General features: G+C 62.3%; 19 protein-coding genes and 1 riboswitch. Of the genes, 12 read left to right on the forward strand and 7 right to left on the reverse strand.

Annotated features, from left to right (window positions below):
• Positions 1–28 precede the first annotated feature (28 nt).
• Both ftsZ and lpxC read left to right on the forward strand, forming a co-directional pair.
• Complete coding sequence (gene ftsZ / locus D0550_RS16810) at positions 29–1,213, forward strand: cell division protein FtsZ (protein ID WP_116810348.1); 1,185 nt, start codon at positions 29–31, stop codon at positions 1,211–1,213.
• 287 nt (positions 1,214–1,500) lie between these two features.
• Positions 1,501–2,418, forward strand: a complete 918-nt coding sequence (gene lpxC, locus D0550_RS16815; RefSeq protein WP_116810349.1) for a UDP-3-O-acyl-N-acetylglucosamine deacetylase — start codon at positions 1,501–1,503, stop codon at positions 2,416–2,418.
• A 122-nt stretch (positions 2,419–2,540) separates the two neighbouring features.
• Here the strand turns inward: lpxC and D0550_RS16820 are convergent, their stop codons facing one another.
• On the reverse strand, positions 2,541–2,867 hold the full coding sequence (locus D0550_RS16820) for a DciA family protein (protein WP_116810350.1): 327 nt from the start codon (positions 2,865–2,867) through the stop codon (positions 2,541–2,543).
• Between the two features lie 67 nt (positions 2,868–2,934).
• A riboswitch (cyclic di-GMP riboswitch) is annotated at positions 2,935–3,038 on the forward strand.
• A gap of 182 nt (positions 3,039–3,220) precedes the next feature.
• On the opposite strand from D0550_RS16820, the gene D0550_RS16825 reads away from it, so the two are divergent.
• From D0550_RS16825 to D0550_RS16860, 8 genes are all read left to right on the forward strand, one after another.
• Entirely contained in the window at positions 3,221–4,141 is a 921-nt protein-coding gene (locus D0550_RS16825) for a M23 family metallopeptidase (RefSeq protein WP_116810351.1), read from the forward strand.
• Between the two features lie 178 nt (positions 4,142–4,319).
• On the forward strand, positions 4,320–7,070 hold the full coding sequence (gene secA, locus D0550_RS16830; protein ID WP_116810352.1) for a preprotein translocase subunit SecA: 2,751 nt from the start codon (positions 4,320–4,322) through the stop codon (positions 7,068–7,070).
• A gap of 88 nt (positions 7,071–7,158) precedes the next feature.
• Positions 7,159–7,680: a demethoxyubiquinone hydroxylase family protein gene (locus tag D0550_RS16835; RefSeq protein WP_161965873.1), complete on the forward strand. Its 522-nt coding sequence runs from the start codon at positions 7,159–7,161 to the stop codon at positions 7,678–7,680.
• 34 nt (positions 7,681–7,714) lie between these two features.
• A complete protein-coding gene (locus D0550_RS16840) occupies positions 7,715–8,230 on the forward strand; it encodes a hypothetical protein (RefSeq protein WP_116810354.1) in 516 nt (171 codons plus the stop codon).
• Positions 8,231–8,259: 29 nt separating this feature from the next.
• Positions 8,260–8,736: a T6SS immunity protein Tdi1 domain-containing protein gene (locus D0550_RS16845; RefSeq protein WP_116810355.1), complete on the forward strand. Its 477-nt coding sequence runs from the start codon at positions 8,260–8,262 to the stop codon at positions 8,734–8,736.
• A 35-nt stretch (positions 8,737–8,771) separates the two neighbouring features.
• Positions 8,772–9,392: a class I SAM-dependent DNA methyltransferase gene (locus D0550_RS16850; protein WP_116810356.1), complete on the forward strand. Its 621-nt coding sequence runs from the start codon at positions 8,772–8,774 to the stop codon at positions 9,390–9,392.
• A gap of 96 nt (positions 9,393–9,488) precedes the next feature.
• On the forward strand, positions 9,489–11,714 hold the full coding sequence (katG, locus tag D0550_RS16855) for a catalase/peroxidase HPI (protein ID WP_116810357.1): 2,226 nt from the start codon (positions 9,489–9,491) through the stop codon (positions 11,712–11,714).
• Positions 11,715–11,817: 103 nt separating this feature from the next.
• On the forward strand, positions 11,818–12,207 hold the full coding sequence (locus D0550_RS16860; RefSeq protein ID WP_206606351.1) for an NUDIX domain-containing protein: 390 nt from the start codon (positions 11,818–11,820) through the stop codon (positions 12,205–12,207).
• Here D0550_RS16860 and D0550_RS16865 read toward each other — a convergent pair.
• Positions 12,204–14,492 (reverse strand): S9 family peptidase, encoded by a 2,289-nt coding sequence (locus D0550_RS16865; protein ID WP_206606352.1) that lies wholly within the window; start codon positions 14,490–14,492, stop codon positions 12,204–12,206. The genes D0550_RS16860 and D0550_RS16865 overlap by 4 nt on opposite strands.
• A gap of 110 nt (positions 14,493–14,602) precedes the next feature.
• Between D0550_RS16865 and D0550_RS16870 the strand changes: the two genes are divergently transcribed.
• Positions 14,603–16,789 (forward strand): prolyl oligopeptidase family serine peptidase, encoded by a 2,187-nt coding sequence (locus D0550_RS16870; RefSeq protein ID WP_116810358.1) that lies wholly within the window; start codon positions 14,603–14,605, stop codon positions 16,787–16,789.
• A gap of 15 nt (positions 16,790–16,804) precedes the next feature.
• Here the strand turns inward: D0550_RS16870 and yacG are convergent, their stop codons facing one another.
• Complete coding sequence (yacG, locus tag D0550_RS16875; RefSeq protein WP_116810359.1) at positions 16,805–17,002, reverse strand: DNA gyrase inhibitor YacG; 198 nt, start codon at positions 17,000–17,002, stop codon at positions 16,805–16,807.
• 7 nt (positions 17,003–17,009) lie between these two features.
• Positions 17,010–17,972 carry a cell division protein ZapD gene (zapD, locus tag D0550_RS16880; protein WP_116810360.1) on the reverse strand — a complete coding sequence of 321 codons (963 nt, stop codon included), beginning with the start codon at positions 17,970–17,972 and terminating at the stop codon, positions 17,010–17,012.
• 64 nt (positions 17,973–18,036) lie between these two features.
• Here zapD and D0550_RS16885 point away from each other — a divergent pair, with 64 nt between their 5' ends.
• Positions 18,037–18,768 carry a DUF481 domain-containing protein gene (locus D0550_RS16885; protein ID WP_161965875.1) on the forward strand — a complete coding sequence of 244 codons (732 nt, stop codon included), beginning with the start codon at positions 18,037–18,039 and terminating at the stop codon, positions 18,766–18,768.
• Positions 18,769–18,812: 44 nt separating this feature from the next.
• Here D0550_RS16885 and D0550_RS16890 read toward each other — a convergent pair whose 3' ends face one another.
• The 3 genes from D0550_RS16890 to D0550_RS16900 all read right to left on the reverse strand — a co-directional run.
• On the reverse strand, positions 18,813–19,439 hold the full coding sequence (locus D0550_RS16890) for a thiol:disulfide interchange protein DsbA/DsbL (protein WP_161965876.1): 627 nt from the start codon (positions 19,437–19,439) through the stop codon (positions 18,813–18,815).
• A gap of 38 nt (positions 19,440–19,477) precedes the next feature.
• A complete protein-coding gene (locus tag D0550_RS36420) occupies positions 19,478–20,197 on the reverse strand; it encodes an FKBP-type peptidyl-prolyl cis-trans isomerase (RefSeq protein ID WP_116810363.1) in 720 nt (239 codons plus the stop codon).
• Between the two features lie 101 nt (positions 20,198–20,298).
• Positions 20,299–21,935: M3 family metallopeptidase (locus D0550_RS16900; RefSeq protein ID WP_153067205.1), on the reverse strand; the 1,637-nt coding region annotated here is incomplete at its 5' end.

Raw genomic sequence — 21,935 nt, forward strand, 5'->3', positions numbered from 1 at the left:
TGTCTCGCTGACATTGAGGGGACTAACGATGTTTGTACTTGCTGATACAGAAAACCAAGGCGCCGTCATCAAAGTGATTGGCGTAGGCGGCGGCGGCGGAAACGCGGTCGCTCACATGATCCAGGCCGGTATCGAAGGCGTGGATTTCATTTGCATCAACACCGACGCGCAGGCGTTGAAGCACTCCAAGGTGAAAGTCGGTCTGCAGATCGGCTGCAACATCACCAAGGGCCTGGGTGCAGGCGCCGATCCGGAAGTGGGCCGTCAGGCCGCCATGGAAGATCGTGACCGCATCATCGAAATGATCGAAGGCTCGGACATGCTGTTCATCACCGCCGGCATGGGCGGTGGCACCGGCACGGGCGCGGCTCCGGTCGTGGCGCAGGTCGCGAAGGAACTGGGCATTCTCACCGTCGCGGTCGTGACCCGGCCGTTCGAGATGGAAGGCCGGAAGCGTCACGGCTCCGCGGAGCGTGGCCTCGCCGAGTTGAGCAAACATGTCGACTCGCTGATCACCATCCCGAACCAGAAACTGCTGACCGTACTGGGCGGCGATGTGACTTTGCTCGACGCGTTCAAGTCGGCCAATCAGGTGTTGCAGGGCGCGGTGCAGGGCATCGCCGAACTGATCACCCGTCCCGGCATGATCAACGTCGACTTCGCCGACGTGCGTACCGTGATGGCCGAAACCGGCATGGCCATGATGGGCACGGGCATCGCTCGCGGTGAGAATCGTGCGCGTGAAGCTGCCGAAGCCGCTGTTTCCAGCCCGCTGCTGGAAGATGTGAATCTTCAGGGCGCGCATGGCCTGCTGATCAATGTCACCGCCGGCATGGACCTGCGTACCAGCGAGTTCAGCATCGTCGGCGATACGGTGAAGCAGTACGCCTCCGAGGACGCCAACGTGGTCGTCGGCTGCGTGATCGATCCGGAAATGAGCGAGCAGATTCGCGTGACCGTCGTGGCCACGGGCATCGGTCGTCCGGGGACGCAGATGCAGGCGCCGCAGCAGGATACGCGTCGCATGACCGCCATCCCCGGCGGCCGTCGTGGCAGCGTGCCCACGCTCGACGATCTGCACGTTCCGACCTATATCCGTAACCAGCGCGATCCGCACGCAGGTGCCGCTCGTCGCGCGGTCGGCGACGGTCTGACCGCTGAAGATACGTCGATGCTGGATATTCCGGCGTTTTTGCGTCGGCAGGCGGATTGAGGCGGAACGGCCCGATGAAGCACGACTGCTGACCCGAAGGCTGTGCGGCCCAAGGAGCACGGCCGGGGAAAAATCCCGCGGGAGATCTGCGGCGGGCGGTACCAACTCTCTCTATGAGTTACATGGGGAACATGCATGGTGCCGCTGGAACTTCGTTGCAGGTTGGCAAGTCGATTCATTCGTGAGCGGTGAAAGTCCTTTTTCAATGTCAGCAAAAGTAACGGCAAGTCAGAGGCTTGCCGTTCACTTGCCGGCAGTGTTAGGGTCTGCGCCGCTTGGAACCCCTCATGCTGCGACAACGAACCCTCAAGAACACCATCCGCGCGACCGGCGTCGGCCTCCACTCCGGTAAAAAAGTGCTGATGGTGCTGCGTCCGGCGCCGGTAGACACCGGCGTTGTGTTCCGTCGCACCGATCTGAATGAGCCGGTGGACGTGCGCGCGTATGCCGAAAACGTCGGCGATACCACGCTCGGCACGTCCCTGTTCAATGGCGAGGCCAGGGTCTCGACAGTCGAACATCTGTTGTCGGCATTTGCCGGTCTCGGCCTGGACAATGCCTATGTGGACCTGTCCGCCGAAGAGGTCCCCATCATGGACGGCAGCGCCGGTCCGTTCGTGTTCCTGCTGCAGTCGGCGGGCATCGAAGAGCAGCCCGCGCCGAAACGTTTCGTCCGCATCCTCGCGCCGCTGGAAGTGCGCGATGGTGACAAGTGGGCGCGCTTCGAGCCGTACAACGGCTTCAAGGTGAACATGGAAATCGAGTTCAACCACCCGGTGTTCAAGAAGCGCTCGCAGACCGCGTCGATGGACTTCTCCACGACCTCCTATTTGAAAGAGATCAGCCGCGCGCGCACCTTCGGCTTCATGCGCGACCTGGAATACATGCGCTCGAAGAATCTGGCGCTGGGCGGCACCATGGACAACGCCATCGTGCTGGACGAGTACCGCGTGCTGAACGAAGACGGCCTGCGCTACGAGGACGAGTTCGTCAAACACAAGATCCTCGACGCCATCGGCGATCTGTACCTGCTCGGCAAGAGCCTGATCGGCGAATTCAGCGGCCACAAATCCGGCCACGCGCTCAACAATCAGCTGGTCCGCAAGCTGATCAACACGCCGAACGCGTGGCAGCCGGTGACTTTCGATAACCCGAAAGACTCGCCGATCTCTTATGTACCTGCGGCCGCGATGGTCAGCGCTTAAGAAGTGAGCTGCTGCTTGATCGGACCGCGGGTGCCGCTGTTATTAAGCAGCATACGCATGCCACAGCCGGTTCAGTTCTCGCTGTGGCTGGCCAGTCAGCCGGTCAGCGCGAAAATCTGCCGTTAACGCTCAGTCGAGTCGCGCAGCTTCCTGCCGACGCGAACTTTTACTTTTGTGACCTGCCTCTCACCTTCGCTGGCAGGCGACGCATTTAACACTTCCAACAGCTGCGCCTGGGCATAACGAATCTGCGGGCACCAGGCCGCCGAATCCGCCAGCACCACGAGCGTGTCGCCGCGGCAACTTGCTGACACCACATGATCTTTTTCCGGACCTGTGAGCGCGGCGCGGATCCGCTCGGTCAGCTCGACGTGTGCTGCCACGCGCTGCTCGAGTTGCGCGAATAACGGGCCAACGGTCTCGCCCAGCGGTTTGAAACGATCAGTCATACGCTGAAAGCGTCAATATGCGCGCCAGGCGCTTGATCTTTGGACACTACGTTATGCATATTCCGGGCACTGTTAAGGGCAAACCCGTCGAAAGGCGGGGACGCAAAGCCACCGGTCTACGGCTGCAGGTACGCACATCGCGGGCCGCGCCACGATAGCGGGGTTGCCAGGATGTACAACTCGAACATTCGGTTCTACGTCCACCGCAGTTCTGCTCGGGCCATCAAACCGGCTCGTCACGTCGCGAACCTTGTCGCTGGAAGCGGGCAAGTTCAAGGCGGGTGTGAACGTTTTATCGTGCCGTCAGTGGAAACTGGCCGTTTAGGGCGCGAAAGAGAGAAGGTAGTGATCAAATGAACGTCATCGTGTTCTCCAGGCGCTTCGGCAAGGCTCGCCAGTTCGAGCTTGGCCGCCCCTTGGCGATGACGGTGACGATAGCGACTGTGACGATAGTGCTGGCCGGCGTGCTGTTCGCCGGCATCCAGCTCGGTCGCGGCGGTTTCATTCTCAACCCGGCCGCGCAGGTTACGGAGTGGGGCGCGAAACTGGAGCAGCAGCGGCTCGAAGTGGCCAATGCCCGGCGCGATCTGCAAGAACGGCTCGATGCGCTGACCAGCCGCGTCGGCCAGATGAATGCGCACGTGATCCGCCTCGATGCCCTGGGCCGCCGGCTCACCGAGATGGCCAATCTCGACAAGGGCGAATTCAATTTCGATAGCGAGCCCGCCGTCGGCGGTCCCGAAGGCCTGGTGGAAGGTGCCACCGTCGCCGCCCCCGAGCTGACCGCCATGCTCGATGACCTGACCAACCAGATCCGCGACCGCGAGCGCCAGCTGAGCGTGCTGGAAAGCATGATTTCCACGCGCAACCTGAGCCGCCAGGTGGTGCCGGACGGCCGGCCGGTGTTGCAGGGCTGGATTTCCTCGCACTTCGGCTATCGCGCCGATCCATTCACTGGTCGTAACGCCTATCACCGCGGCATCGACTTCGCGGGCCCGGCTGGCTCGCAGGTGGTGGCGGTCGCCTCGGGCGTGGTGACTTATTCCAAGGAGCGCTTCGGCTACGGCCGGACAGTGGAGATCAATCACGGCAACGGCTACGTCACCCGCTACGCGCACAATTCCAAGGCGCTGGTGCAGGTCGGCGACACCGTGCAGAAAGGCCAGGCCATCGCGCTGATCGGCTCGACTGGCCGCTCCACCGGCCCGCACCTGCATTTCGAGGTGCTCAAGCAGGGCCGCGCCGTGGATCCGATGACATTCGTGCGTCGGTAAAAAAGCGCTTCTTCAGCTTGTTTTCGCGGTAAGCCGCCCCAAGCCATGCGGCGCCCCGGCCATTCCAGCATGCAGCTGGCGAGACCGTAATTAGAGTCGCCGGGCGCGCGTGTACAATAATGGGCTTTTCCCAACAGGCTTTTGTGGGCCCTGACGGCCCCATCCCCGGAGTTTCAGCGTGGCGAATTGGCTGACCCAGCTGTTCGGCAGTCGCAATCAGCGGCTTCTGAGCGGTTATTCCCGGATCGTCGACAAGACCAATGCCCTGGAAGAATCCTTCCGGGCGCTGTCCGACGAGCAGTTGCAGGCCAAGACGGCGGAGTTCCGTCAGTTGCTGGCCCAGGGCAAGACCCTGGACGACATTGCGCCCCAGGCCTTTGCCGCGACCCGAGAGGCTGCCCGCCGAGTGCTGGGCATGCGGCATTTCGACGTTCAGCTCATCGGCGGCACCGTGCTGCATCAGGGCAAGATCGCCGAAATGCGCACCGGTGAAGGTAAGACGCTGATGGCGACGCTGGGTGCCTACCTGAATGCGTTGCCCGCCAAGGGCGTGCACGTGGTCACGGTCAACGAATACCTGGCCTCGCGTGACGCGGAGTGGATGGGCCGGGTCTATCGCTTCCTCGGCCTGACCGTCGGTGTGATCAAGAGCGGCCAGAGCCCGGAGGAGAAGCGCGCCGCTTACAACTCCGACATCACCTACGGCACCAACAACGAATTCGGCTTCGACTACCTGCGCGACAACCTCGCGTTCCGGCTCGAGGACCGCGTGCAGCGCGGGCTCGCGTACGCCATCGTCGACGAAGTGGACTCGATCCTGATCGACGAAGCCCGCACGCCGCTGATCATTTCCGGACCCGCTGAGGAGAGCACCGAGCTCTACCTGCGGATCAACGAGCTGGCGCCGAAGCTGCAGCGTCAGGAAAGCGAGGAAGGCGAGGGCGACTACTGGGCCGACGAGAAGTCTCGCCAGGTGCATCTGTCCGACACCGGCCATGAGCACGCCGAACAGCTGATTGCCGAAGCCGGTCTGTTGCAGGCGGGCGAGAGCCTGTACGACGCGGCCAACATCCGCATCATGCATCACTTGAATGCGGCGCTCCGGGCTCACTCGCTGTACCACCGCGATGTGGAGTACATCGTGCGCAACGGCGAAGTGGTCATCGTCGACGAGTTCACCGGCCGCACCATGCCGGGCCGTCGCTGGTCGGACGGTCTGCATCAGGCCATCGAAGCGAAAGAGCGCGTGCGGGTTCGCGAAGAGAACCAGACGGTCGCCTCGATCACATTCCAGAATTACTTCCGCATGTATTCGAAGCTGGCCGGCATGACCGGTACGGCCGATACCGAAGCGTTCGAATTCCAGTCGATCTATGGGCTGGAAGTGGTGGTGATTCCGACCAACAAGCCGATGATCCGCAAAGATCATCCCGACTTCGTGTATCTGACGCAGAACGACAAGTTCGCAGCCATCATCGAGGACATTCGCGACTGCGTGTCGCGCGGCCAGCCGGCGCTGGTGGGCACCACGTCCATCGAAACTTCCGAGCTGCTGTCGAAGCTGCTCGAAAAAGAACAGATTCCGCACCAGGTGCTGAACGCCAAGCAGCACGAGCGCGAGGCGCTGATCGTCGCACAGGCCGGCCGTCCCGGCGCAGTGACCATCGCTACCAACATGGCCGGCCGCGGTACCGACATCGTGCTCGGCGGCAACCTGGAAGTCGAATTGCAGGGCATGGGCGAAGTCGATGATGCGACCAAGGCCCGCGTGCGCGAGGAGTGGAAACAGCGTCATGAGGCAGTGCTCGCCGCCGGCGGCCTGCACATCGTCGGCACCGAGCGTCACGAATCCCGTCGTATCGACAACCAGCTGCGCGGCCGTTCCGGTCGTCAGGGTGACTCGGGCTCGAGCCGTTTCTATCTTTCGCTCGAAGACAACTTGATGCGCATCTTCGGCGATCCCGAGCGCGTCAAACGCTGGCTGCAGACCGCCGGCATGAAGGAAGGCGAAGTGATCGAGAGCCGCATGCTCTCGAAACAGATCGAGCGCGCCCAGCGCAAGGTCGAAGCCCACAACTTCGATGCTCGTAAGAACCTGCTCGAGTACGACGACGTCGCCAACGATCAGCGTAAGGTCATCTACAACCAGCGCACCGATCTCATGGCCGCCGAGGAAGTGGGCGATGCCATCGCCGGCATTCGTCAGGAGGTGGTCAATGCGTTGATCGATCGGCACGTGTCGCCCGGCAGCCTGGAAGAGCAGTGGGACATCGAGGGCCTGAAACAGGCCGTCGAGAAGGACTTCGCCGTCGAAATCGATCCCAAGGCCTGGCTGGAACAAGACCAGAACCTGGTCGAAGAGGGCGTGCGCAAGCGCATCCACGAGATCATCGACAAGACGTACGAGGCCAAGGTGGAGCTGTACGGCGCCCCCGTCGTGCGTCACATCGAGAAGGCCATCATGCTGCAGCAGTTGGACTCGCACTGGCGCGAGCACCTCGCTGCGATGGACTATCTCCGCCAGGGCATTCACCTGCGCAGCTACGCACAGAAGAACCCCAAGCAGGAATACAAGCGCGAAGCCTTCGAGCTGTTCACCGCCATGCTCGATCGCATCAAGCACGACACTGTGTCGATGCTCTCTCGCATGCAACTGCGCACGCAGGCCGATGTCGAGCGTGAAGAGCGTGAAGAGCAGGAGCGCCAGGCTCGCCTCGCGCGCGCCATGCAGTTCCAGCACGCCGCTCCGGAACAAATCACCGCGCCGACAGCTCCTGCGCAAGAACCCCAGCCGATGGCCGCCGAAACGGGCGAGCCCGTCGCGCAGTTCGTGCGTGAGACGAAAAAGGTCGGCCGCAACGAGCTGTGCCCGTGCGGCTCAGGGAAGAAGTTCAAGCATTGTCACGGAGCGCTGGCGGGACAGGGTTAGCCCAGTCACCGCTTGAGCTTCGATCGATCAAGGCGCGCCGCGTTGAAAAACGCGGCGCGTTTGTTTGCGCTCGGTTAAAGGACTTCGAGTGACTACGGCCCAGACCGTCGATCAGATCTTACGTGTCGATCATGCGGGTGAGTGCGGGGCGATCCGGATCTATCGGAGCCAGATCGCTATCGCGCGGGTGCTGCATCCAGGGTGTGTCCCGGCGTTGGAGCACATGCTCGGGCACGAGCTCACTCATTTCAAAACTTTCGATCGTTTATTGAAGGCGCGAAACGTCCGGCCGTGCCATGCCCTGCCGCTGTGGATGGCCGGCGGATGGATGCTCGGCACCGTCACGGCGCTGTTCGGCGAACGGGCTATCTGGGTCTGTACCGCGGCGATCGAGAACACCGTCAACGATCATCTTGAACATCAGGTCGCGGTGCTGGGTGTGCAGGATCCAGAAGCGCTGGCGGCCGTCGAATCCATTCGCCGCGACGAGAAGGAACACGAAGAGCATGCTGTCGCACACGGCGGGGAAAGCAGGGGCCTGTATCGCGTGCTGCGCTGGATAGTGAAGGGCGCAACGTCGTTTGCGATCTGGTTGTCGACGAAGCTTTGAGGTCTGATTAGGCCAAGAACAATTAGGAGGCGATGTGATTCCACATCAGATCTTGATCGTAGGGATTCGATTGCTGGTCATCTTCTGGTTTTTTAGTTTGCTTGGCCAGGTCGGAGTCCTGCTGACCACCTATCAGGACGTGGCTGTTTCTTCGAAGCCATTTCTAATTTCCATGGTGATGCAGTTGGTCGCGGTCGTTGTCTTGTGGCTGTTTCCCGCGACGCTCGCGTCGAAGTTGCTGCGGGGTGGCAGTGTGCCGGTGCAGCCGAGCGCGGTGACACTCGATGAGTGGCGCGATCTGGTTTTCGTCGGAGTCGGACTCTTCGTTGTGACGCGCGCCATTCCCGATGTGATCTACTGGGCGATTCTGGCGACGGCACCCGAATCCTCGTTCCCCGATTTCTCGTTCGAGCAAACAGTAAATGCGTTGGTCTCATTGCTCGAGCTCGGGATCGGACTGGTTCTGACGTTCGGTGCCGCGGGAGTCGCTGCGCTCATTCAGAAGGGCCGGCGCGCCGGGGTTGCCTCGAGAAATCCAGCCGGAGGCTAGCGCCACGCTCGCGTATTGACCCGAGGGCCATGACGATGGATAGGAACGATCTGTCCTTCCTGCCGAGTGCCGAGGCGCTTGCCTCTCTCTATACGGCGTGGGATTGGCTCTTGCCGGATGAGTTCGAGCCAGTCATGGCAAGTACGCTAGGCGATGTGTTCTTTCAGCAGGGCGGGCCTGAGATCTACTGGCTGAACACTGGGACGGCGGAGATAACGCTCGTCGCAGGATCGCGTGAGGAATTCCTGGAGCTCCTCCAGGCCGAGCAGGCCGACGAGTGGTTCATGCCCCATCTGATAGAGGCGCTCAAAAGCGCGGGCAAGAGTTTGCGGCCCGACGAGTGCTATACCTATGTCTTCCTGCCGATCTTCAAGGAAGGAAAATATGAGGTCGGCAATCTCAACCCCGTGCCGGCGGTCGAGCACTTTCGAGTTACGGGCGATCTCCATCGGCAGCTGCGCGATATTCCAGATGGAACCACTGTCAGGATCAAAACGGTCGAATGACCTCAACTGACTTGAGTCATGGAGTCGTTGCTCGCATGTCCGACACAGCAAATCCTGAAGACATCGTTGGTCTGTATCAGCGCCACGCCGACGCGTGGGACCGAGACCGCCGCCCGGAGTTGGTGATCGAGCGAGCGTGGATGGATCGGTTCACAGCGCTGCTACAGCCGGGTGCGTCGATTCTCGATATCGGCTGCGGCTCCGGTCAGCCCATCGCGAAGTATCTGATCGAGCGTGGCTACAACGTGACAGGAGTGGACTCATCGCCGCCGCTCATCGAAAAGTGCCGCGCGCGCTTTCCCCGTAACGAATGGATCGTCGCCGACATGCGCACGCTGGCGCTGCATCGAACCTTCGATGCGCTCATCGCCTGGGACAGCTTCTTTCACCTGTCGCACGAGCACCAGCGAGCAATGTTTCCTATCTTCAAGCAGTACGCCAACCCCGGTGCGCCGCTGCTGTTCACGTCGGGAACCGGCCATGGCGTCGCGATGGGCTCGTATCAGGACGAGCCTCTGTACCATGCGAGCTTGTCGCCTGCGGAGTATCGAGAGTTGCTGGCCGTGCACGGCTTCCGTGCCGTTGCACACGCAACCGAAGACCCTGACTGCGGGCGCCACACGGTGTGGCTCGCAGAATGCCTATCGCTGGGATAGTGAATATAGATTGGACCCAGTCTAGCTGGATCTCTAGCCTCCCACCGCCTCGCTGCGGGTGCGAGGCGCTTATTGAGAAAATCAATTGGAGATCCAATGCCGAAGAAAAGCCCCTCGCTGATGGCCGCCTGTGTGGTGGGCATCATGGCGATCGCGCCGAGCCTGGCAGGCGCGCAGACCCCTGCTCCCAACAACGATTACTGGTGGCCCAACCGGCTCAACCTGACGTCCCTGCGCCAGAGCGAGAGCTCGGCCAATCCCCTGGGCGCCGGGTTCGACTATGCCAGCGCGTTCGCCAAGCTCGACCTCGACGCGGTCAAGAAGGACCTTTCCACCGCGATGCGCACGTCGCAGGACTGGTGGCCCGCGGATTATGGCCACTATGGGCCGTTCTTCATTCGCATGTCGTGGCATAGCTCGGGCACGTATCGCGCGGTCGATGGACGCGGTGGTGCAGATGGCGGCATGCAGCGGTTTGCGCCGCTGAACAGTTGGCCTGACAACGCGAGTCTCGATAAGGCACAGCGCCTGCTGCTGCCGATCAAACAGAAGTACGGCAGCGCGCTGTCGTGGTCGGACTTGATGGTGCTCGCGGGCACCGTCGCGATGGAAGACATGGGCTTCAAGATCCTGGGCTTCGCCGGTGGTCGGGTCGACGGCTGGCAGCCTGCAGAGGTCAACTGGGGTGCGGAAGGCGAGTGGCTGACGGACAAGCGTCACAGCGGCAATCGTGAGCTGGCGCGTCCGTTCGGTGCCACCGAGATGGGTCTGATCTACGTGAATCCGGAAGGCCCGAATGGCAAGCCGGATCCGCTGGCCGCGGCACGTGACATCCGCCAGGCGTTCGGTCGCATGGGTATGAACGATGAGGAGACCGCGGCGCTGATCGCCGGCGGCCACAGCTTCGGTAAGGCGCACGGTGCGCACAAACCCAAAGATTGTGTGGGTCGCGAGCCCGAAGCGGCGAGCATCGAAGAGCAAGGCTTGGGCTGGCAGAACAAGTGCGGCACGGGCAAGGGCGTAGATACGGTCACCAGCGGCTTGGAAGGCGCGTGGACGGTGAGCCCGGCGCAGTTCACTCACAACTTCCTGCAGAACCTGTATGGGTTCGAGTGGGTGCAGACCAAGAGCCCGGCGGGTGCCACGCAGTGGATTCCGTCGAATCCCGCAGCGGCGAACCTCGTGCCGGACGCGCATGACCCAACCAAGCGGCACGCGCCGATCATGCTCACGACCGACCTTGCGCTGAAGGAAGATCCTTCGTATCGCAAGATCACGCAGCGCTGGCTGAAGAATCCGAAGGAGTTCGAGGCGGCGTTCGCGCGCGCGTGGTTCAAGCTGACGCATCGAGACATGGGACCGGCGTCTCGCTACCTCGGCAAGATGGTGCCGAAGGAAACATTCGTCTGGCAGGATCCTGTGCCCGCCGTCGATCATCCGCTGATCAACGACGCTGACGTTGCCACACTGAAGTCGCAGATCCTTGCTTCCGGTCTCACCGTTCCGGAGCTGGTGCGTACAGCGTGGGCATCGGCTGCTTCGTTCCGTGGCACAGACATGCGAGGCGGCGCAAACGGCGCTCGCATTCGCCTGGCGCCGCAGAACAGCTGGGCAGTGAATCAGCCGGAGGAGCTGGCTCGCGTGCTGCCGGTGCTGGAAGGCATTCAGAAGCGCTTCAACAGCGCGCAGCGTGACAAGAAGCGAGTCTCGCTCGCCGATGTGGTCGTGCTGGCAGGCGGCGCGGCGATCGAGAAGGCCGCTGCGAATGCGGGTCACACGGTGACGGTGCCGTTCGCTCCGGGCCGCACCGATGCGACACAAGCCATGACCGATGTGCAGTCGTTTGCGCTGCTCGAGCCGACCGCCGATGGCTTCCGCAACTACCTGGCGAAAGACAATGCGCAGCCGCCGGCTGAAGCGTTGGTCGAGCGCACCTCGTTGCTGAACCTGACTGTGCCGGAAATGACGGTGCTGGTCGGCGGTCTGCGTGTGCTGAAGGCAAACGCCGGTGGCACTACGCATGGCGTGCTCACGACTCGTCCGGAAAGCCTGACCAACGATTTCTTCGTGAACCTGGTCGACATGTCGACGGAATGGAAGAAGTCCGGCAGTGCCGAAGGCATCTACGAGGGTCGCGATCGTAACAGCGGCGCGGTGAAGTGGACGGCCACCACCGTGGATCTGGTCTTCGGCGCGAACACGGAGCTGCGTGCTGTGTCCGAGCACTATGCGTCCAGCGATGCGACCGAGAAGTTCGTGAAGGACTTCGTCAATGCCTGGACCAAGGTGATGACGTTGGATCGGTTCGATCTGAGGAGCTGATGTAAACGCTCGTGGGCAGGGGCTACCTCCTGCCCACGAGTCATCGGCGATTCAGCGTATGATCCGCGTCGCCGATGCATCTTAGAGAGCGGACCTACAAATCATGATTCACGTCGTCGCCGGCGCCTTGTTCGATGAGCAGGGGCGGGTCCTGATTGCGCAGCGGCCGCCGGGCAAGCACATGGCTGGGGGCTGGGAATTTCCGGGCGGGAAGCTCGAGCCGCAGGAGCTGCCGATCGCGGGATTGCAACGCGAGTTGCGCGAAGAGCTGGGCGTCGAAGTCATCGAGGCGACGCAGCTGATCAAGTACGAGCACGGCTACTCGGATCGTCGTGTGTTGCTCGATTTGTGGCTGGTGCCGCGTTACACCGGTGAGCCCAGGTCAGTGGAAGGGCAGCCGCTGCAATGGGTGACGCTCGATGAGCTCGAGACGGTGGGCTTGCTGGAAGCCGACCGTCCGATGATCCCAGCCTTGCGCGCCGCGCGGACCTAGCTCTCCGGCGAGTTCAGCTCGCGCCCAAAGAACCGCAGCACCATCTCGTAGTAATGCTTGCCCTGCTGCGGCATCCGCACGAGCCCGTGCTTGCCGCCGGGATACGTCATCACATCAAACGGCTTATCCAACGACTGCAACGTTTGCATCAGGCGCGTGCTGTGCGTGAACAGCACGTTGTCATCCGCCATGCCGTGCACCAGCAGCAGCGAGCCGTGCAATGCGTTGGCATAAGGAATGACCGCGCTGCTGCGATAGCCTTCGGCGTTGTTTTGCGGAGTGCCGAGATAGCGCTCGGTGTAGTGCGTGTCATAGAGCGACCAGTCCGTCACAGGTGCGCCAGCGACACCGGCGCGGAAGGCTTGGGTCGTCGTCAGAGCCATTAGCGACATGTAGCCGCCATAGCTCCAGCCCATGATGCCGATGCGATCGCCCGCGACGAACGGCAGTGATTTCAAATATTCGACGCCGCGCAGCTGATCTTCGATCTCCACTTTGCCGGTGCGGCCGGCGATGGCAGTCTCGAACTGATTGCCTCGGAAGCCAGACCCGCGATTGTCGAGTGTCAGCACGACGAATCCATTCTGCGCGAGTACCTGACGGAACAGACCTTGAGTGGCGCGCGCGCCGCCCATCCAGTCCTTACGTACGTATTGGAAGTGTGGGCCGCCGTAAACGTCGATGACCGCTGGATAACGTTTGCCAGCGACCAGATTCGCGGGCTTCATCAGCCGATAGTAGAGCTGCTGCCCATCGCTGGCTGTCACCGATCCGAACTCTTCGGTGACTTGATTGGAAACATAGGGATGATACGGGTGAGTCGCATCGAGCGGATTGCGCAGCAGCCAGTGTGCCAGCGAACCATCCGGCTTACGCAGGCTCGCCGACGGTGGACTGTTTGGCGAGGAGTACACATCCAGATAGCCACGGCCGCCCGGCAGCAACTTCACATCGTGCCAGCCGGCCTCGCGCGATACGCGCGTGACACGGTTTGAAGAATCTTTCGTCAGCGAGGCCCAGTACAGATGGCGCTCCAGCGGCGAGTCCTTCGAACCCAGAAAGTACACGCGGCCCGCGGCTTCATCGACACCCACCAAACCATTCTCGGAGCCGTCGCCGACCACCATCCATTCGCCGGCCGTCAGCGGATGCAAGAGCTTGCCGTCGAGATCGTACAGGTACAAATGTTTGTAACCGGTGCGGCGCGAGCTCCAGATGAACTGCGGCTTGGAGTGCAGGAATTTGAAATCGTCGTTCAGCTCGACCCAGTGCGGGCTGGTTTCAGTCAGCAGCACGCGAGACGCACCGGAGGCGATATCGATCTTCAGCAGATCGAGCTTTTTCTGCTCGCGCGTCTGGCGCTGCACGGCCAGCGACTTGGAATCCGGAAACCATTTGACGCGCGCGAGATAACCGTCGCCCAGGCCGAGATCGAGGTCGGTGATCTTCGACGTTGCGAGCGCGACGACTTTCAGCTCGACCTTCGTGTTGGCCGTGCCGGCGGCGGGGTAGCGCTGACGAAACATGCGTGCGCCATCGGCATTGATCTCAAAACGTTCGACCTCCTGCACCGGCGCATCGTCGATGCGAGTGAACGCGATGTGTGAATCGTCCGGCGACCACCAGTAGCCGGTGTTGCGGCCCATCTCTTCCTGAGCGACGAATTCAGCCACACCGTTTTGTACCAGGCCGGCGCCGTCGGTGGTGATGGCATGCTCCTGGCGGGTGCGCAGATCGATGACGAACAGGTTCTGGTCGCGAATGAAACTGACGTAATGGCCGGCGGGCGAAAGCTTCGCGTCGGTCTCATAAGAGGCGCTGTTGGTGAGGCGAGTCACCGGCTCGGCCTTGGCCTCCAGATCGTACAGATACAAATCGCCGCCCAGCGGAATCAACAGGCGTTTGCCGTCGCTGGAGAATTCATATTCGACGATACCGCGTAGCGAGGCGGTGCGTTGCCGTTCGCGTCGGGCCTCCTCTTCGGCCGACAGCTTCTCCTCATTGCCGACCAGCTTGCGTGAGTCGACCAGCACGCGGGCGGTGCCGCTACGGGTGTCGAAAGCCCACAGATCCAGCTGATCTTTGTTGTCGGCCTTGCCCTGCAGATAGGTGACATAGCGCCCGTCCGGGGAGAACTTGGGCTCGCGCAGCCGGGGGCCGGAGAGATCGGGATCCGCGAAAATGCGGGCGACGGTCAGGGGTTCGGCATGGCTGGGAGGAGTGGACAAGCTCAGGCCCATCAGGCAGGTCGCAAGGATCGCGACGTTGGTCGTTGTATACCGCATGAGAGTTGCGCCGGGAATGGAATGACGACGTTACACTAAGCGCACGCTCCAGGGCAGGAGCATCAGCGCCCGTCGCGCCAACGTCATCCTAGTGTTCGAGCGAGAGAACCATGCGAAGGAAGATCCTGCTGTTGTTACCCGCGTTGCTGTTGCTTGGCTCCTGTGGAGTCGAGCCCCTGACGGCCAGCACCTCCGCCGTGCCTGCCGACGCCTCAAAGCCGCCGGCATTGAAGTATCCGGTGACCAAGCGCATCGACCATATCGACACTTACCACGGCACGCGCGTCGCCGATCCTTATCGCTGGCTGGAAGATGCCGCCAGCGGCGATACCAAGAGCTGGATCCAGGCGCAGAACGCGTTGGCGCAGCCCTACCTCGAGTCCATCCCGGCGCGAGAGCGCATCAAGCAGCGCATGACGCAGCTGTGGAACTACGAGCGCTACGACACCCCGCTGAAGCGCGGCAATCGCTACTTCTATCTACGCAATGACGGTTTGCAGAACCAGAGCGTGCTGTACATCACCGAGCGGCTCGGCGCCGAGCCGCGGGTGCTGCTCGATCCCAATCAATTGAGCAAAGATGCGACGGTGGCGCTGAGTGAGTTCGTGCCGAGCCCGGACGGCCGGCTGATCGCTTACAGCCTCTCCGACGGCGGCACCGATTGGCGCACCTGGCACTTCCGCGATGTCGAGACGGGCAAGGATCTGCCCGATGTGCTGCGCTTCATCAAGTTCGTGCCAGTGGCCTGGACGGCGGATTCCAAGTCCGTTTACTACGCGCGCTTCCCGCTGAAGGCGGATGGCCAGGGCGACGACAGCAAGCAGCGCGAAGTCTTCTGGCACAAGCTCGGCACGGACGTTGCGCGCGACCCGCTGATCTTCAAAGTCACCGACCATCCGACGCGCAATCCGTATGTGCAGATCTCGGACGACGGTCGCTACGCGATCTTCTGGCTGTACGACGGCTCGCAGTCCACCGGCATCTACTATCGCAAGCTCGGTCGCGATGGCGCGCCGGCGGGCGAGCTGGTGCGGCTGATCGACAGTTTCGACGCGAACTATGAGTTCATCGCCGAGATCGACGATGTCTTCTACATCCGCAGCAACCTCGGCGCACCGAACGGGCAAGTGATCGCGATGCCGGTGGCGGGCAAGAAGGAAACGCGCGTCGTGTTGCCGGCCGGGCCGTTCTCGGCGGATGAGGTATCCATCGTCGGACGCCGCATCATCGTGCGCTATCTGCAGGACGCCCATTCACTGGTGCGCGTGTTCGATCTCGACGGCAAGGTGCAGTACGACGTGAGGTTGCCCGGGCTGGGTACGGCGCAGGGCTTCGAAGGTGGCGTGGACGATAACGAGACCTTCTTTGCGTACGCGGACTTCCTGACGCCGATGTCGATCTCGCGCCTGGATGTCGCGACTGGCGAGACGGAGCTGTTCCGCGCGCCGAAGCTCGCCGCGGACACCAGCGGGTTCGTGGTCAAGCAGGTGTTCTATAAGAGCAAGGACGGCACCAAGGTGCCCATGTTCATCGCGCACAAGAAGGATCTGGTGCTGAACGGACAGAACGTCGTGCAGCTCTACGGCTATGGCGGTTTCAACATCGCCCAGCAGCCGTCGTTCAGCGTGCCGGTGCTGGTGTGGCTCGAGATGGGCGGCGTGTACGCGGTGGCGAACTTGCGCGGCGGCTCGGAGTACGGCGAGTCCTGGCACGAGGCGGGCACCAAGCTGCAAAAGCAGAATGTGTTCGACGATTTCATCGCCGCTGCGGAGTACCTCGTGACCGAGCAGTACACATCGCCGGCGAAGATCGCGATTCGCGGGCGCAGTAACGGCGGCTTGCTGGTAGGTGCAGTGATGACACAGCGTCCGGATTTATTCGGCGCGGCACTGCCCGGGGTCGGCGTGCTCGACATGCTTCGCTACCACACGCCCAGCGCCAATGCGCGTCAGTGGTCCAGCGATTACGGCCTCAGCGAGAACGAGGCGGAATTCCGTGCGCAATTGGCTTACTCGCCGCTGCATAACGTCCACAAGGTCTGTTATCCGCCGACACTGGTGACGACGGCGGATCGAGACGATCGCGTCGTTCCCTGGCACAGCTACAAGTTCGCTGCGACCCTGCAGGAGGCGCAGAGCTGTGCCAACCCGGTGATGCTGCGGGTGGAGACGCGCGCCGGCCACGGGGCCGGTAAGCCGGTCTGGATGCAGATCGAGGACTACGCCGACCAGTGGGCGTTCCTGGTCAAGTCGTTGCACATGGAGGCGGGAGGGCCTGCTGTGGCGGCAGGCCGCTAATGGGGTGGGCGAGCGCTAGTCGTCGTCGCGCTCGCCACGATCCCGCTTCGGGCCATCCTCGGTCTCGAGACCAGCGCCGGGGATGGCGTGTTTCTCGGCCGCCCAGGCGCCCAGATCGATGAGCTTGCAGCGCTCGCTGCAGAACGGGCGCCAGCGGGAGGCTTCCGTCCACTCCACTGGACGGTCGCAGGTCGGGCAACGAACCACGGTCATGACAGATTCAAGTGCAGACAGTGAGCTGGAACTGCACATCCTCTGTGGCCTGAACTGGCCGCGAATTCACATCGTTCCACGACAGGAAGCGGATGCTGCAGCGATGGTGGCTGCCGCTGATCTCCGGGAACAGCTGCGTGCCGGCCGGCAGGGCCAGACGTAACAGCTGACAGGGGTTTTCGCGATCGAACGCGATCTGGAACACGCCGCCAGCCGCGACTTCGGGCCGCGGCCGCGCCGCTTCCCGCGTCAGCCAGAGCAGCTCCGTGACGGCGTCGCAGAGCGGCCGGATGGTGGCCATCCAATCGCCAAATTGCTTGGAGCGCACCGCGAACGGCTGGTCCAGCCAATGGCGGTAATCGGGCAGATCGAATTCGCAGGTGCCGCCGGGAATGGTGCTGCGATGCTTGATCGAGTTCAGGAATTCCGAATCGCGCAGCCGCTGCATGAACAGCGCGCCGACCGAATTGAGCTCGGTCCGCAGCCGCGTCAGGTTGTTCAGCACCGCTTTGAGGCGCGAGTTGTCGACCCCTGCGCGACTGGCGTAGTCGTGCATCACCGTCATTTGCCGCTCGAGATCCTTGAGCACTTCGCTGCGGATGTCGCCGCGCGCGGTAATCGCCAGGATTTCCAGCAGCGAGCTCATGGCAGCGCGGGTCGACCATGGGTCTTCGCGCTCTTCGTGAAACAACGCTTGGTGATACAGAAAGTCCAGACGCAGAAAAGTACGCATCCGCTCATTGAGCGGTTGCTCATAGACGGGCCCGGACTGGGCGGCGCGGAGGCTATCGGACGAGGTCATCCGTGGATTGTGAAGCACTGGCCGGCAGTTGAAAAACCCTTTTTGATTCGACTGTCGCCGAACAGTGGATGCGGCTTCGTCAACGGTCGATTCAAGGCCGCCGAGCGTCGGCTGCAGGCGACGGGAACTCGCGTCCGTGTTGGAAGCATTACGTATTTCTGCTTCCATATTGCACCGCTATATGTTCCCGTTGTTCGCGGGACGGGCGCTTTTTGTTTACGGAGCTGTATTGATGCGACGATTGTTTTTTGCGGCCACGGCACTGGCCGCCGCGCTGCCGGCGCATGCAGAGTGGACCGGCAAGTCAGAAGCAGGTTTGGTATTCGCCAGCGGCAACACCAATACCGAGACCGCCAACGCCCGGATCAACATGAAGTACGAGACCGACAAGTGGAAGAACACGGTCGGTGGCGCTGCGCTGTATGCCTCCGACGAGAATGGGAAAACCGCGAATCGCTGGCAAACGTTCGGTGAGCTGGGCTGGAAATTCACCGAGCGCAATTTCCTGTTCGGCGCCGGGCGCTACGAAGAGGACGAGTTCAGCGGCTTCGAGTATCAGACCACGCTGTCCGGCGGTGTGGGTCGCCGCTTCATGGACCGCCCGAACACGACCATGGTCGGCACCGTCGGTGCCGGTTACAAGTTCTTCGAAACGCGCAGCTCGTTCGATCCTGTGACCGGCGAGCTGATCGAGGCGGGCAGGAGCGACAGCGAAGTGGTGTTCCGAGGCACGCTCGATTTCGAGCACAAGCTCACGGCCACGACCTCGATAACCAACAAGTTCATCACCGAATCCGGCTCGGACAATACGTTCATGCAGAACGACATTTCGCTGCAGGTGAAGATGACGGACGTGCTGGCGCTGGCGGTTGGCTACGGGGTGCGGCACAACTCCAGCCCGCCGCCGGAGTTCAAGAAGACCGATACGTTGACCACGATCAACCTGGTCTACGACATCAAGTAGCGGAATGAGCGGGCGGTCCTCATTGCGAGGACCGCCCGCTAAGACTAGTTCGCGGCGGCGACGTCGATCAGCTCTCGCGTGATGCGCAGCATGTCGGGGTAGTCTTTGCCGACCGCGCGGTATTTGCCGGCGACCGTCAGGGTCGGCACGCCGTTGATCTTGTAGTCGCGTGACAGCTGATCCGCTCGCATGGCCTTCGCCGTAATTTCCGGCGAGTTGAATTGCGAGCGGAATTTATTTGCATCGACGCCGTGCTTGGCGGCCCAGCCCACCAGCGAATCCAGATCGATCAGCTGCTCGCCCGCCGCGTGAATCGCGTCGAACAGCTTGCCATCGAGCCGCTCCAGCTCGCCCATCGACTCCAGCGTGTAATACGCGCGTACCAGCTGGCCCCACTCGCGCCGGCCGAACGACACCGGTACTTTGACCAGCACCGCGTTCGCCGGCAGGGTCTTCTGCCACTCGGTCAACAGCGGGTGCATGTGGTAACAGTGCGGGCAGCCGTATGAGAAGAACTCGATCACTTCCACTTTGCCGGTGGTGGTCTGCGGCTGCGGCGGCGTGATCAAGGTGTAGTCCGTGCCCTGGACCGGCGCTGCCTGCGCCGACGTGAGCGACAACGAAGCCGCAACGGACAGGAACAGCGCGAACAGGAGCCGAGCTGCAATCACGGTGATGCTCTCCGATATTTACTAAAGCGCAGGATCGATTACTTGGCAGCTTCGGCGGCGGGCGGCGTCTCGATGCCGAGCAGCTCCACGTCGAAGATCAGCGTCGCGCCGGGGCCGATATCCGGCGGCGCGCCGCGCTCGCCGTAAGCGATGGCAGCCGGGCACACCAGCTTGCTCTTGCCGCCCACCTTCATCAGCTGCACGCCTTCGGTCCAGCAGGGGATCACGCCGTTCAGCGGGAACGTCGCCGGCTCGCCGCGATCGACCGAGCTGTCGAACACTTTCCCGTTCGGGAGCGTGCCGTGGTAGTGCACCTTGACGGTGTCGGTGGCCTTCGGCGACGGGCCGGTGCCCTCTTTTTCGGTGGTGATGATGAGGCCGGACTCGAGGCGCTTCGCGCCTGGCTCGGCAGCAGCCTTGTCGAGTGCCACCTTGGCAGCGGCGGCGATGCGCTCGCCCTGCAACTCACGCAGCCGCGGAATGTAGGTCGCCACATCGACCTGCGACGGCTTGCCCAGCGCGCCATCGGTGAAGCCTTGCTTGACCTTCTCCAGCTCCGCCGGCGTGAAATCGAACGACGCAATGTTCTGGGATACGGCCACACCGAGCGCGTAGAAAGCCTTGTCGTCCTCGCTGCCGGTCAGCGGGGCGCCGGCGGTGGCGGGATGTGCGGCGCCCGCAGCGGGCTCCTTGGCGAATAGCTTGATCGCCGCCACGAACACCACGAATCCGACCGCTGCTATAAGAAACGCGCGCATGGGAGTCCTTATCCGGCAGAAAAAAGGGCGGCCAGCATACAGCATCGGCCGCCCTTTTCGCGTTATTTACCGGCGTGTTACAGCGCCGACGGGTGCCTGGTTCAGTTAGCCGAGCCCTCCGTCCCACCGGTCAGGCCACGGGCTTCCAGCAACGGCCCGATCTGCGGTGCTGTGCCGTAGAAATCCTTGAAGATGGTCAGCGCATCCGCACTGAATCCCTTGGACAGCACCTTCGAGCGCAGCAGATCCCCGTTCTCCCGCTTCAAGCCGCCATGGGTCTTGAACCAGTGCTCGGTGTCCCGCGCCAGCACCTCGCTCCAGATATAGGCGTAGTAGCCGGCCGAGTAGCCGATCGGGCTGGAGAAGATGTGCAGGAAATAGGTGGAGCGATAACGCGGCGGCACCGGCGCGAAATCCACCCCGGCCGACTTCAATGCATCCGCCTCAAAGGCGGCAATATCGCCGGCCGCCGGCGTCTTGCCTGGGGGCAGCTGGTGATAGCGCTGATCGAGGATGGCGGCGGCCAGATATTCCGTCGTTGCATAGCCCTGATTGAACTTCTGTGCGGCCAGCACTTTGTCCATCAGCGCCTTCGGCATGGGCGCGCCGGTCTGATGATGCTTGGCGTAGTTCGCCAGCACCCGCGGCTCGGTCGCCCACATTTCGTTGTACTGCGACGGGTATTCGACGAAGTCACGCGGCACGTTGGTGCCGGAGAACTGCGGGTATTGCACGCTCGAGAACAGGCCATGGATGGCGTGGCCGAACTCGTGGAACGTCGTGGTCACTTCGTCCCAAGTCAGCAGCGTCGGCTGGCCGGCTGGCGGCTTGGGAATGTTCAGGGTGTTGGTGACGACGGGCTTGTTGCCGAACAGTCGTGACTGCTCGACGAAGCTGTTCATCCACGCACCGCCGCGCTTGTTGCTGCGGGCATAGGGATCGAACAGGAACAGGCCGAGCTGCGAACCGTCGCGATCGGTCACTTCGAAGACGCGCACGTCTTGCTGATAGACCGGCAGATCCTTGCGCTCCTTGAACTTCAAGCCATACAGCTCCTGAGCGGCGAACAGCACGCCATCGACGAGCACGCGATTGAGCTCGAAGTACGGCCGCACCTGCGCGTCGTCATAGGCGTAGCGCTTGGCGCGCACCTGCTCGGCATAGAAATCCCAATCCCATGCTTGCAGCTGGAACGCCGGCGTGGCGTTGGCCTTGGCCTGCTCATCGATGAGCTGCTGCATGTCGGCGGCTTCGCGCCTGGCATTGGCCACTGCGGCGGGCGCCAATTGATTCAGCATGTTGTTCACGGCGTCGGCAGTCAGCGCTGTTTCATCCTCCAGCACGTAGGCCGCGTGCGTCGGATAGCCCAGCAGCTTGGCGCGATCGGCGCGCAGTTTGACGATCTCGGCGATCAACTTGGTCGTGTCGAGCTCGCCGCCCCAGCCGCGACCGGCGGAGGCTTTGTACAAGCGCTCGCGCACCGCACGATTCTTCAGTTGCGCGAGCGCCGGCTGGCCGGTCGTGTTCAGCAGAGTCAACACGTACTTGCCTTCCTTGCCGCGCGACTTCGCTGCTTCGGCGGCCGTGGCGATCTGCGCATCGCTCAGGCCGTCCAGCTCCTGTTTCGTGTCGACCACGATCGCAGCGGCGTTGTCGCCCTTGAGCACGAGCTGGCGAAAATACTTCGGTCGTCTTTGGACGAGATCTTTTCCGTTCAGCGCGCGCAACTCTTGCTTCT

The sequence above is a fragment of the Steroidobacter cummioxidans genome (assembly GCF_003104955.1).

Excerpts from the sequence above, each read along its gene's own strand:
- ftsZ (WP_116810348.1), top strand. The coding sequence starts at position 29 with ATGTTTGTACTTGCTGATACAGAAAACCAAGGCGCCGTCATCAAAGTG.
- lpxC (WP_116810349.1), top strand. The coding sequence starts at position 1,501 with ATGCTGCGACAACGAACCCTCAAGAACACCATCCGCGCGACCGGCGTC.
- D0550_RS16820 (WP_116810350.1), bottom strand. The coding sequence starts at position 2,867 with ATGACTGATCGTTTCAAACCGCTGGGCGAGACCGTTGGCCCGTTATTC.
- D0550_RS16825 (WP_116810351.1), top strand. The coding sequence starts at position 3,221 with ATGAACGTCATCGTGTTCTCCAGGCGCTTCGGCAAGGCTCGCCAGTTC.
- D0550_RS16845 (WP_116810355.1), top strand. The coding sequence starts at position 8,260 with ATGACGATGGATAGGAACGATCTGTCCTTCCTGCCGAGTGCCGAGGCG.
- D0550_RS16850 (WP_116810356.1), top strand. The coding sequence starts at position 8,772 with ATGTCCGACACAGCAAATCCTGAAGACATCGTTGGTCTGTATCAGCGC.
- katG (WP_116810357.1), top strand. The coding sequence starts at position 9,489 with ATGCCGAAGAAAAGCCCCTCGCTGATGGCCGCCTGTGTGGTGGGCATC.
- D0550_RS16860 (WP_206606351.1), top strand. The coding sequence starts at position 11,818 with ATGATTCACGTCGTCGCCGGCGCCTTGTTCGATGAGCAGGGGCGGGTC.
- D0550_RS16865 (WP_206606352.1), bottom strand. The coding sequence starts at position 14,492 with ATGCGGTATACAACGACCAACGTCGCGATCCTTGCGACCTGCCTGATG.
- D0550_RS16870 (WP_116810358.1), top strand. The coding sequence starts at position 14,603 with ATGCGAAGGAAGATCCTGCTGTTGTTACCCGCGTTGCTGTTGCTTGGC.
- yacG (WP_116810359.1), bottom strand. The coding sequence starts at position 17,002 with ATGACCGTGGTTCGTTGCCCGACCTGCGACCGTCCAGTGGAGTGGACG.
- zapD (WP_116810360.1), bottom strand. The coding sequence starts at position 17,972 with ATGGAAGCAGAAATACGTAATGCTTCCAACACGGACGCGAGTTCCCGT.
- D0550_RS16885 (WP_161965875.1), top strand. The coding sequence starts at position 18,037 with ATGCGACGATTGTTTTTTGCGGCCACGGCACTGGCCGCCGCGCTGCCG.
- D0550_RS36420 (WP_116810363.1), bottom strand. The coding sequence starts at position 20,197 with ATGCGCGCGTTTCTTATAGCAGCGGTCGGATTCGTGGTGTTCGTGGCG.